This window comes from Pseudoroseomonas ludipueritiae (assembly GCF_014490445.1).
Classification (GTDB): domain Bacteria; phylum Pseudomonadota; class Alphaproteobacteria; order Acetobacterales; family Acetobacteraceae; genus Pseudoroseomonas; species Pseudoroseomonas ludipueritiae.
Genome location: NZ_JACTUZ010000152.1, coordinates 1 through 10,913, shown reverse-complemented (window position 1 = coordinate 10,913; position 10,913 = coordinate 1). Strand labels below are relative to the sequence as shown.

Annotated in this window: 11 protein-coding genes; 6 read left to right on the top strand and 5 right to left on the bottom strand. The window is 69.9% G+C overall.

Features of this window, described 5'->3' with window-relative positions:
• The 5 genes from IBL25_RS21375 to IBL25_RS27075 all read left to right on the top strand — a co-directional run.
• Nucleotides 1-467, top strand: a 467-nt coding sequence (locus IBL25_RS21375) for a helix-turn-helix domain-containing protein (RefSeq protein ID WP_202986841.1), incomplete at its 5' end; no start/stop codon positions are given.
• 447 nt (nucleotides 468-914) lie between these two features.
• Nucleotides 915-1,400, top strand: coding sequence for a (2Fe-2S)-binding protein (locus tag IBL25_RS21370; protein ID WP_202986843.1), 486 nt, complete (start codon nucleotides 915-917; stop codon nucleotides 1,398-1,400).
• A complete protein-coding gene (locus tag IBL25_RS21365) occupies nucleotides 1,400-2,413 on the top strand; it encodes an FAD binding domain-containing protein (protein ID WP_187780522.1) in 1,014 nt (337 codons plus the stop codon). Before IBL25_RS21370 ends, IBL25_RS21365 begins: the two co-directional genes overlap by 1 nt.
• Nucleotides 2,414-2,426: 13 nt before the next feature.
• Complete coding sequence (locus IBL25_RS21360; RefSeq protein WP_187780521.1) at nucleotides 2,427-4,652, top strand: xanthine dehydrogenase family protein molybdopterin-binding subunit; 2,226 nt, start codon at nucleotides 2,427-2,429, stop codon at nucleotides 4,650-4,652.
• Between the two features lie 351 nt (nucleotides 4,653-5,003).
• Nucleotides 5,004-5,816 carry an NF038132 family protein gene (locus IBL25_RS27075; RefSeq protein ID WP_238940576.1) on the top strand — a complete coding sequence of 271 codons (813 nt, stop codon included), beginning with the start codon at nucleotides 5,004-5,006 and terminating at the stop codon, nucleotides 5,814-5,816.
• Nucleotides 5,817-5,865: 49 nt separating this feature from the next.
• On the opposite strand, the gene IBL25_RS21350 is transcribed toward IBL25_RS27075, so the two are convergent.
• The 5 genes from IBL25_RS21350 to IBL25_RS21330 form a co-directional block, all read right to left on the bottom strand.
• Nucleotides 5,866-6,180: a CcdB family protein gene (locus IBL25_RS21350; RefSeq protein ID WP_187780520.1), complete on the bottom strand. Its 315-nt coding sequence runs from the start codon at nucleotides 6,178-6,180 to the stop codon at nucleotides 5,866-5,868.
• A 2-nt stretch (nucleotides 6,181-6,182) separates the two neighbouring features.
• The gene (locus IBL25_RS21345; RefSeq protein ID WP_187780519.1) at nucleotides 6,183-6,428 is read right to left on the bottom strand and encodes a type II toxin-antitoxin system CcdA family antitoxin; all 246 of its coding nucleotides are present in this window, start codon (nucleotides 6,426-6,428) and stop codon (nucleotides 6,183-6,185) included.
• An 81-nt stretch (nucleotides 6,429-6,509) separates the two neighbouring features.
• A complete protein-coding gene (locus IBL25_RS21340; protein ID WP_187780518.1) occupies nucleotides 6,510-8,150 on the bottom strand; it encodes a putative bifunctional diguanylate cyclase/phosphodiesterase in 1,641 nt (546 codons plus the stop codon).
• 150 nt (nucleotides 8,151-8,300) lie between these two features.
• Complete coding sequence (locus IBL25_RS21335; protein WP_187780517.1) at nucleotides 8,301-8,624, bottom strand: hypothetical protein; 324 nt, start codon at nucleotides 8,622-8,624, stop codon at nucleotides 8,301-8,303.
• 155 nt (nucleotides 8,625-8,779) lie between these two features.
• On the bottom strand, nucleotides 8,780-9,796 hold the full coding sequence (locus tag IBL25_RS21330; protein WP_238940575.1) for a Bug family tripartite tricarboxylate transporter substrate binding protein: 1,017 nt from the start codon (nucleotides 9,794-9,796) through the stop codon (nucleotides 8,780-8,782).
• Between the two features lie 119 nt (nucleotides 9,797-9,915).
• Between IBL25_RS21330 and IBL25_RS21325 the strand changes: the two genes are divergently transcribed.
• On the top strand, nucleotides 9,916-10,913 hold a 998-nt coding region (locus IBL25_RS21325), incomplete at its 3' end, for a LysR family transcriptional regulator (protein ID WP_187780516.1).

Genomic DNA, 10,913 nt, shown 5'->3' with positions numbered 1-10,913 from the left:
GGCAGGCCGGCGAGGCCGAGCCCGCCCGCCCCGCCGCCGTGCAGGCCCTGCTGGTGGCGGCGGTGCTGGCCAAGCGGCGTGGCCGGCTGCGGCATGTGCTGCTGCCTTTCTGGTGCGCCTTCACTGGCCGCATGGCCCGGCAGCGCCCGCGCCTGCAGGACCCGGACTGGCCCGTTGTCTTCCTGTCCGAGGTGGCCGAGGCCGCTCGGCGCGGCCTTTCGGAACTGGACCGGCTGAATGCCGCCGCCGCCCGCGCCGCCGCCCTGGCGGCCAGCGAGCGCCGCCATGGCCAGTCCGGCAAGGCCGCCGAGATCGCCTTGCGGCAGCCTGTTGTGACGGCGGCCGGGCTGGCGCAGCAACTCGGCGCCACGCCTCAGGGTGCCTTGCTCATCATCAAGCGCCTGATCGCGGCCGGTGTGTTGCGGGAGGCCACGGGGCGGGCGAGCTTCCGCGCCTTCGTGGTCTGATCCGGCCCGGCATCGTGATGCTCATCGCGGCGGACCGGGCCGGCGCGGGCTGACCGGCTGCCGCTGCCTGGGCTGATGCTGCTGCGGGCCTGGCATGGAAGGAAGCGGCGACCGTCACCGGAAGGGCAAATTTCCGCGCGCCGGGTGGTGGACCGCCGCTGGGCGCTGCGGGACGGCGCCCGCGTGAAGGCCGCCTATTCTTTGCCGCTTGCGCCGCGCCGGGGCCGAATTTCCACCATGAGTCTCCAACCCCAGGCGGCGGAGCCGCGTTAACGGCCCTGAACCGCCAGCCGGGCCTGCCCGCCCGGCATGATCAATCCGGCCGAAGGCCGTCTCGGGTGCGCCGCCCCGCGCCCGGCCTGCGGCTGCCCCGCACAGGACGCCACCATGCCCGGATCTCCTGCCTCCCCTGGACAATTCGCCTCGGCTGGTGCCTCGCCAGTGGCCATGCCGGCCGGCGGCATTCCCATCACCCTCACCATCAACGGCACGCAACGGCAACTGGCGGTGCAGCCCTGGACCACGCTGCTGGACCTGCTGCGGGAGGAGATGCAGCTCACCGGCACCAAGAAGGGCTGCGACCACGGCCAGTGCGGTGCCTGCACCGTGCTGCTGGATGGGCAGCGCATCAATTCCTGCCTGGCCCTGGCCGTGACCAAGGATGGCGCCGAGATCACCACCATCGAAGGCCTGGCCGGCGCCGACGGCAATCTGCACCCGGTGCAGGAAGCCTTTGTGGAGCACGATGCTTTCCAGTGCGGCTATTGCACGCCGGGGCAGATCTGCTCCGCCGTGGGGCTGCTGCGCGAAGGCCATGCCCAGAATGCCGATGAGATCCGGGAGCTGATGAGCGGCAACATCTGCCGCTGCGGCGCCTATCCCAATATCGTCGCGGCCATCGAGCAGGTTCGCCAGGACGGGGGGGCGGCCTGATGGAACGCTTTTCCTACCATCGCCCCGCCGGCGTGGCCGAGGCGGTGCGCGCCGTCGGACCCCATGGCAAGTTCATCGCCGGCGGCACCAATCTCGTCGACCTGATGAAATACGACGTGGAGCGCCCGACCCGGCTGGTCGATGTCGCGCGCATCCCCGGACTCGACCGCATCGAGGCGCTGCCGGAGGGTGGCCTGCGCATCGGCGCGCTGGTGACCAACTCGGCCCTGGCCTATGACGATCGCGTGCGGCGGGATTACCCCCTGCTGTCGCGCGCCATCCTGTCCGGCGCCAGCCCGCAGCTTCGCAACGCCGCGACCACCGGCGGCAATCTGCTGCAACGCACCCGCTGCTATTACTTCTATGACGCCGGCACGCCCTGCAACAAGCGCGAGCCCGGCACCGGCTGTCCGGCCAGGACCGGCCGCAACCGCATCCATGCCATCCTCGGCACCAGCGAGCACTGCATCGCCACGCATCCCTCGGACATGTGCGTGGCGCTGGCGGCGCTGGAAGCGGTGGTGCGGGTCTCCGGCCCGGGCGGCGAGCGCGCCATTCCCATGGCCGAGTTCCACCGCCTGCCCGGTGACCGGCCGGAGATCGACACCATCCTGGCGCCGGACGAGATCGTCACCGCCGTGGACCTGCCGGCCTCCCGCTTCCCGCGGCACTTCACCTACCTGAAGCTGCGGGACCGGCTGTCCTATGCCTTCGCGCTGGTCTCGGTGGCCGTGGGGCTGGAGATGGAGGGCGAGACGGTGCGGGAGGCGCGCATCGCGCTCGGTGGCGTGGCGCACAAGCCCTGGCGCGTGCCGGCGGCCGAGGCGCTGTTGCGCGGCCGCACGGCTGGCAAGGAGGCCTTCGGCGAGGTGGCGGCGGCGCTGCTGCAAGGCGCGCGCGGCTATGGCGACAACGACTTCAAGATCGAACTCGCGCGCCGGGCTATCACCCGCGCGCTGGCGCAGGCCGCCGCGGGCAAGCCGCAGAGCGTGGCCGACAAGCGTATCGCCTGAGGAGGAGCGGAGCATGACCTATATCGGCACCCCGCGCAGCCGCGTCGATGGCCGCGCCAAGGTCACCGGCGCCGCTCGCTACGCCGGCGAGTTCCCGGCGCCGGATCTGGCGCATGGCTATATCGTCTCCTCCGCCGTGGCGAAGGGCCGCGTGCTCTCGGTCGAGACAGAGGCCGCCCGGGCATTGCCGGGCGTGCTGGAGGTTTTCACCCATGAGAACCGCCCCGGCACGGCCTGGCTCAGCGGCAATTACCAGGACGAGGTGGCGCCGCCGGGCTCGCCCTTCCGGCCGCTCTATGACAACCAGATCCAGTTCAGCGGCCAGCCGGTCGCGCTGGTGGTGGCGGAGGATTTCGACACGGCGCGCGATGCGGCCTCGCTGATCCGCGTCACCTACGAGGCCTATCCGCACCAGACCGACCTGCATGTGCAGCGCGCAGAGGCCTATGTGCCCAGCAAGAAGCGCGACGGCATCGACCCGCCGCCGCCGCCGCGCGGCGATGCCGATGCGGCGCTGGCTGCGGCACCAGTAAGTGTGCGGCAGGAATACAGCATCGCGCCCGAGCACCATAATCCGATGGAGCCGCATGCCACCACGGTGATCTGGGAAGGCGAGGGCAAGATCACCGTCCATGACAAGATCCAGGGCGCGCAGAACAGCCACAGCTACATCACCAATGTCTTTGGCCTGGCCAAGGAGAATGTGCGCGTGCTCTCGCCCTATGTGGGCGGCGCCTTCGGCTCCGGGCTGCGGCCGCATCACCAGCTCGCGCTGGCGGTGATGGCTTCCCTGGCGCTGAAGCGCTCGGTGCGCGTCTCGCTGACGCGGGACCAGATGTTCGCCTTGGGCTACCGCCCCATGACGATCAACACCGTGGCCCTCGGCGCCGATGCCGATGGCGGGCTGCGCGCGGTGCGGCACGAGGCGGTGGCCAGCACCTCCACCTACGAGGATTACCAGGAGGTCGTGGTCAACTGGTCCGGCCTCGCCTATCGCTGCGACAATGTGAAGCTGGACTACAAGCTGGCGCAGCTCGATGCGGTGACGCCGCTCGACATGCGCGCGCCGGGCGCGCCGCTCGGCATGTTCGCGCTGGAATCGGCGATGGATGAGCTGGCCTACCAGCTCAGGATGGACCCGCTGGAACTGCGGCTGCGCAACTATGCCGAGGCCGATGCCAATACCGGCAATCCCTTCACCAGCAAGGAACTGCGCGCCGCCTATCGCCAGGGCGCGGAGCGCTTCGGCTGGTCCCGCCGTAACCCCGAGCCGCGTTCCATGAAGGAAGGGCGGGAGCTGATCGGCTGGGGCATGGCCACCGGCATCTGGGAAGCGCAGATGCAGCAGACCAGCGCCCGCGCGACGCTGATGCCGGATGGCATGCTGGAGGTGGCGACGGCGACGGCCGATATCGGCACCGGCACCTATACCATCCTGGCGCAGGTCGCCGCCGATGCGATGGGCCTGGAGATGGAGCAGGTGATGGTGCGGATCGGCGATTCCTCGCTGCCGACCTCGCCGGTGGAAGGCGGCTCCTGGACCGCCGCCTCGGCCGGCTCGGCGGTGCAGGCGGTCTGCTACAAGCTGCGGGAGGAATTGCTGAACCAGGCGCGGGGCATGCGGGACTCGCCGCTGGCCAATGCCAGCCTGCAGCATGTCACCTTCGCCGGCGGCCGCATCGCCTTGCGGAGCGACCCGTCGCGCTTCGTCACCTATGCGGATGTGCTGCATGCCAGCGGCCACCGCACGCTGTCACTGGAACACACCACCAGCCCTGACCCGCAGGTGCAGAAATCCTATTCCTCCTATACCCACGCCGCCGTCTTCGCCGAGGTGCGGGTGGATGAGGAACTGGGCGTGATGCGCGTCACCCGCGTCGTCGATGCCGTGGCCGCGGGCAAGATCCTGAATCCCAAGACGGCGCGCAGCCAGATCATCGGCGGCGTGGTCTGGGGCATCGGCATGGCCCTGACGGAGGAGACCTTCACCGACCATGCGCTGGGCCGCTTCATGAACCACAATCTGGCCGAGTATCATGTGCCGGTGAATGCCGACATCCACGAGATCGATGTCATCTTCGTGGAAGAGGAAGACGACAAGACCAGCCCGCTGGGCGTGAAGGGCCTGGGCGAGATCGGCATCGTCGGCACGGCGGCGGCCATCGCCAATGCCGTCTTCCATGCCACGGGCAAGCGTATCCGCGACCTGCCGATCACCATCGACAAGGTGATCGGCTGAGGCGCCGCGGCGGCCCTGCACGGGCCGCCGCGCCCCGCGCCGGGTAAGCCGTGCTTATTCGCGGCATGGTCGGTAGGTCCACCCCCACTTCGTGCGGTGGTAAGAGAATCCAGTTTCTCACAACGTGCGGATGTAAACATCCTGACGCTCCTGCCGCCGAGTAGCGCCGCAGCCTTCGGGATGCTTTACACATTCACATCACATTGCGCTTTGGCAATCCTTAAGTGATTGTTCGGGAATGATTTTCCGGGGTGGAATGCCGCTTGCAAAAGCGTGAGCCAGGCAGCGCCGGTGTGGCCTGCTTCGTTGCGCCGGGAGACGCGCGCAGCATTCGCTCAAAGGAACTGGTTCATGATGAAGCTTGGAGCCCATGCGGTCGGCGCTCTGCTGCTGACCTCCCTCGCCATTGGCCCGCTCGGGGCATCGGATGCCAAGGCGGCGCCGATCCCCAGCGGCTGGTCCTGCACCGGCAGCTGCGGCACCGCCGGGGCCGATGGCGTGGTGAGCGCGGCGCCCAATGGCAACGATTATCAGTGGGTCTCGACCGCGGGTGGCGTCAACGATGGCGGCGCGCTGGCCGGCGTCGGCGGCTCCGGCGATGCCACCACGGGCTCGCGCCTCACCAGCGCCCTCTTCACCGCCCAGGCCGGCGACCCGCTGAAGTTCTTCTTCAACTATGTCACCTCGGACGGCGCCGGCTTCGCCGACTATGGCTGGGCCCGGCTGCTGGATTCCAGTATGAACCAGGTAGCGCTGCTCTTCACGGCGCGGACCCGGCAAACCGGCACCATCGTGCCTGGCACCGCCATGCCGGAGCCGGCCGCGACCCTGACTCCGGCCTCGGTTGAGATCATCCCGAACCAGACCATCTGGTCCCCGCTCCAGGGCAGCTCGGGCACCTGCTACGCCAGCGGCTGCGGCAACACGGGCTGGGTCGAGTCCCTGTTCACCATCGCCAGCGCCGGCAGCTATTACCTGCAGATCGGCGTGACCAACTGGAATGACAACGCCTATCAGTCTGGCCTGGCCGTGGCCGGCGTGACCGTGGCGGGCGAGCCGGTGGACCCGGAGCCGGTGCCGGTGCCCGAGCCCTCCTCCATCGCGCTGATGGGCATGGGCCTGGCCGGCCTGCTGGCCGCGCGCCGCCGCCGTCGCCAGGGCTGATCCGTCCAGCCTTGCTGTCCCGTGGGCCCTGGTGGCCCGCGGGTGCCTCTCAGGCCCGGCTGATGAACTCGTCGATGGCGCGCAGCAGCCTGGCGCTGCTCTCCTCGTCCGCCAACGAGGCCACCGGCGGGCCGAGCCGCGCCAGCGGAATGGTCGCGATATCGAAGGGATTGGCCACCAGTTGCCGCCCTTCCACCATGACCAGCGGTGTCAGCCAGTGTTCCTCGGCGGCGAAGGCGGTGCGCTCCACCAGCGGCAGCACCAGCCGGCTGGCCGCCCGTTCCAGCCGCGTCGCCTGGATCGAGACCACATAGGGAATGCTCTCCCGCCGCCCCGGGCTGCGGAAGACATCGAATTGCGGCACCGCTAGAGCGCCGAGAACTCGTCGGACAGATAGCCGTGCTGCGCGTGGAAGCGGTTGGCGCTCTCCACCACCCGGTCCAGCCGCGCATCCTCCGCCCGCCGCCGGGCGCGCTCCTGTTCCACGAATTCGGCCAGCAGGTCTTCCAGCGTGCCGCTGACATTGCGGGTATAGGCCCGCGCCTGGCTCAGCAGGTCGGCATTGATGGTGACATTGATGGCCCGCTTGGGCGCGTTGCGGTCATAGCCCATGGAACGGCCCCATGTGGATCGGATGCGCATGAATCTATGGGTACGGCAGCCGGATGTCGAGGTTTTCCCGCCGCACCCGCCTCAGGCGCGTCCCGCGCCCTGCAGCGGCGCCTCCGTCATGGCCTGCATCATGGCATTGGCGTCCCGGGCCGGCACGGCCTTGCCATAGAGCCAGCCCTGCCCTTCGTTGCAGCCCAGCCGCAGCAGGGCCGCCGCCACCTCGGGGTCCTCGATGCCCTCGGCCGTGGTGGTCAGGCCCAGGCTATGGCCCAGCCGGATGATGGCGGCGACCAGCTTGCCGCTGTCGCTGTTCTCGTTGAGGTCGGTGACGAAGCTGCGGTCGATCTTGATGCGGTCGAAAGGCAGGGCGCGCAGGTTGGAGAGGCTGGAATAGCCGGTGCCGAAATCGTCCAGGGCGATGCTGACGCCTTTGGCCTTCAGGGTGTCCATGGTCTCCTTGGCGAGGTCGAGATTATCGGCCACGGCCGATTCCGTCACTTCCAGCTCCAGCCGGCCGGGGTCCAGCCCGGTCTCGCGCAGCAGCTCCAGCACCACCTGCGCCAGCCCGGGGTCCTTCAGTTGCAGAGCCGAGAGATTGACCGCGATGCAGGCGGGCGCCGGCCAGGCCGCCGCCGTGGTGAAGGCACTGCGCATGATGGCCAGCGTCAACTCGCCGATCAGCCCGGCATCCTCGGCCAGCGGAACGAAGTCGGCGGGCATGATCAGGCCGCGCCAGGGGTGGTGCCAGCGGGCCAGGACCTCGAAGCGGCGGGGCCTGCCGTTGGAGAGATCCACCAGCGGCTGGAAATAGGGCACCACCTCACCGCGCGCGATGCCCTCGCGCAGCTCCGCCTCCAGCTGCGCCCGCTGCCGCTGCGCGGTATCCATGCCCACCTCGAAGAAGCGGAAGCCGCCGCGCCCCGCCGCCTTGGCGCGGTACATGGCGGTATCGGCGCATTGCAGCAGCGTCTCGCCGTCCTGCGTGTCGTTCGGGAAGAGCGCGATGCCGACGGAGCCGCCGATCACCACCTGCCGGTCGCCGATGGTCATGCTCTCGCGCAGCGCCTGCACCACGCGGCGGGCCAGGCGCGCGGCGCCATCGGCTTCGTCGATCTCGGCCAGGAGGGCGAATTCGTCACCGCCGAGGCGGGCCACCACATCCCCTTCCCGCACCAGCCCCTTCAGGCGGTTGCCCACCTCCTGCAACACCTGGTCGCCGGCATGGTGGCCGAGCAGGTCGTTCACCGGCTTGAAGCGGTCGAGGTCGATATAGAGCGCGGCGACGGTGGTCCCGCTCCGGCGGGCGCGGGCCAGCAACCGCCGCCCGGCGCGGATCAGCTGGCGGCGGTTCGGCAGGCCGGTGAGAACATCGTGCAGGGCGAGGCGCTCGGCCTCTTCCTCGGCGTCGCGGCGGCGGCCGATCTCCCGTTGCAGCTTCCGTGCCTGGCGGAAGCTGTACACGCAAAGCCCGAGGCCGCCCACCATGAGGAGGGTGACGAGTTCATCGAGCTGCCATTCCTCGTGCTGCCGCGTGAAGTGAAAGATGCGTTCGAAGAGTTCCAGATGCGAGGCAATCGCGAAGATCACCACGCAGGCCAGGATGATCACCAGCCGGTCGGCCCAGCGGCCGGGCGGCGTGTGGTGGGTGGGCGCTTCATGTCCCTGGCGCGGGTGCGCCCTGCGGCCTTCCCGCGCGGCATAGCCAACAGGATCGTCTGTCACAATCGGGATCGTGCTCCGGCTGGATCCTCAGGCTGGTCTTGAGCAAAACACAACTTGAAGTAGTAGTTGCCCGAATGATTTTACATATGATGAAATTATTTGCAGGTGAGGCAGCAAGATGCAATGGCGCTGTTTTCCGGAGGGGGGTTTTCAGTCCCGGCTGCCAGACTCCCGCCGCTTCAGGCGGTAGCGGTCCCACCGGCCCTGCACCGCGCCCAGCAGGCGGAGCGTGGGGCGGCGCAGGGGCGGCACATCCTCGGCCAGCAGCAGCACGCCCAGCGGCACCATCCAGAAGCCGAGGATCGGCAGGAAGCCCAGGCAGCCGCCCAGCATCAGCACCAGCGCCAGCGGCACCCGCAGCCAGACCATGGCCGGCCGGCACAGCCAGCGATAGCTGCGGGCCACCGGCGCCGGCAGCGCGGCCAGCAGCCGGCGCAGGGGCCTGTCGTCGGGTGCGGGGCGTGTCCTGGACATGGAGCCTTCCTTGTGCCGGGAAGAAACGCCCCACCGCCCCCGCATGCCGGGTGCTGCCGGATGAACTGGCCGCGATCAGGAGGCCTGCCGCGGCCGGCATGGCCTCGCCTGCCTCACTCCTCGCGCGGCCCGCAGCCTCCCCTGGGTCTCGCGCTTCAATCGGCGCGCATGTCGGCCTGGCGGACCACCTCGCCCCAGCGCTTGCGCTCGGCGATGATGAAGTCGCGGAATTCCTCCGGCGTGCCGGGCGCGGCCTCGGCCCCTTCCGATTCCAGGCGCGGCTTCAGCACCTCGCCGCGCAGGGCGCGGGCGCAGGCGTCGTTGAGCCTGTCCACGATCGGGCGCGGCGTTTTGGCCGGGGCCAGCAGCCCGTACCATTGCGTCGCGTCGAAGCCGGCGACGCCCTGTTCCGCGATGGTCGGGATGTCCGGCGCCGTGGCCAGCCGGTGTGGCGAGGACACGCCGAGGGCCCGCAATATTCCGGAGCGCACCGGCGGCAGGGCCGGTGGCCCGCCGGTCAGTGTCAGGTCGATGGTGCCGCCGATCAGGTCGTTCATCATCGGCCCGGTGCCGCGATAGGGCACATGCTCCATCACCGTGCCGGTGGCGAGGTTGAAGGCCGCCATGGCGATATGCGCCCCCGAGCCATTGCCGCCGGAGCCGTAGGAGAGCGAGCGTGGCTTCTGCTTCGCCAGCGCGATCAGCTCGCCGATATTCCTGGCCGGCACCTTCTGCGGATGAACCACCATGATGTTCGGCACCACGGCCGCCAGCACGATGGGCGAGAAGGATTCCACCGTGTCGAAGTTGAGGTTGCGGTAGAGCGAGGGGTTCACCGCCAGCGTGCCGATATGCCCCAGCAGCAGCGTGTAGCCATCGGGGGCGGCATGGGCCGCGACCTCGGTGCCGATGGTGCCGCCGGCGCCGCCGCGGTTCTCCACCACGAAGGGCTGGCCGAACTCGGCCTGCAGGGCGGCCGCCAGGGCGCGGGCGATGATGTCGGTGGAGCCGCCGGGCGTGAAGGGCACGATGATGCGCACGGGGCGGTCCGGCCAGGCGCCCTGCGCCCGCGCCAGGCGCGGCATGGACAGCGCCGCCGGCAGGGCCAGCAGCCCGCCGATGGCGGCACGGCGCGGCAGGGACGCAGGGTGGGATGGCTTGGGCCCGGGCATGACGCTTCCTCCTGCCCGCTCTGGGGCGGGCTGCCGCCAGCCTAAGCGGGAGCCGGCCGGGGATCGCATCACTTCTTCCGTTTGAGCTATAAGAGGATGGAATAGCTGCCGGAGCGCCCATGACGGTCCGCCGATACCTCGACCAGCGCCTGAAGCTGCATCACCTGCGGGCGGTGGAGGCCATTGTCGCGCAGCGCAGCATCCTGAAGGCGGCGGCGGTGATCGGCCTCAGCCAGCCCGCCCTGACCAAGACGCTGCGCGAACTGGAAGACATCCTGCAGCAGCGGCTCTTCGACCGCCTGCCGCGCGGCATGCGCCCGACCGAGGCCGGCCTGCTGCTGGCCCAGACCGCGCGGCGCATCCTGGCCGAGCTGCGCCGGCTGGACGAGGATCTGGACCGGCTGGCGGACCCGGAAGGGGGCACGGTGGCGGTGGGTACCCTGCCCGTGGCGGCCACCGGCGTGCTGCCCGGCACGCTGACCCGGCTGAAGGCCGCGCATCCCGGCATCAGCGTCCGGCTGGAGCAGGGGCGGACGGAGGAATTGCTGCCCAAGCTGGCGGCGGGCGAGATCGACATGATCGTCGGCCGCCTCTACGAGCCCGCCATCCCCGATGGCTTCTCGCGCGAGCCCTTGTGGGAGGAGCCGATCTCCATCCTGGCTCGCGCCGAGCACCCGATCTTCGCGATGCGAAAGCCGACGCTGGAGCAGCTCCGCCGCTACGACCTGATCCTGCCCACCGTCAGCCAGCGCGTGGGGCAGGAGATCGAGACGCTGCTGGACATGTTGGCGCTGGAGCCCACCACCTCGCTCCGCTCCAGCTCCTATGGCTTCATCCGCGAGATGCTGCATGCCACCGACCTGATCTCGGTGATGCCGCGGCTGATGATGGCGGGCGACCTGCTGCGCGGCACGCTGAAGGTGGTGCCGCTGCCGGTGCCGGCGCCGCCGCGCCCGGCTGGCATCATCCTGCCACGGGACCGGGCGCTGCCGCCGGCGGGGCATGCCTTCATTGCCTGCCTGCGCGCCCATGTGGCGGAGATCGGCCAGCGGGGGCTGGCGGCCATCACGACGGAACCGCGCGCGGCAGCCACCCGCCGCCTGGCGCCGCGCGAGGT

Bases quoted from the DNA above. Each gene is read 5' to 3' on its own strand.
- IBL25_RS21370 (WP_202986843.1), top strand. From the start codon at position 915: ATGCCGGCCGGCGGCATTCCCATCACCCTCACCATCAACGGCACGCAA.
- IBL25_RS21365 (WP_187780522.1), top strand. From the start codon at position 1,400: ATGGAACGCTTTTCCTACCATCGCCCCGCCGGCGTGGCCGAGGCGGTG.
- IBL25_RS21360 (WP_187780521.1), top strand. From the start codon at position 2,427: ATGACCTATATCGGCACCCCGCGCAGCCGCGTCGATGGCCGCGCCAAG.
- IBL25_RS27075 (WP_238940576.1), top strand. From the start codon at position 5,004: ATGATGAAGCTTGGAGCCCATGCGGTCGGCGCTCTGCTGCTGACCTCC.
- IBL25_RS21345 (WP_187780519.1), bottom strand. From the start codon at position 6,428: ATGGGCTATGACCGCAACGCGCCCAAGCGGGCCATCAATGTCACCATC.
- IBL25_RS21335 (WP_187780517.1), bottom strand. From the start codon at position 8,624: ATGTCCAGGACACGCCCCGCACCCGACGACAGGCCCCTGCGCCGGCTG.
- IBL25_RS21330 (WP_238940575.1), bottom strand. From the start codon at position 9,796: ATGCCCGGGCCCAAGCCATCCCACCCTGCGTCCCTGCCGCGCCGTGCC.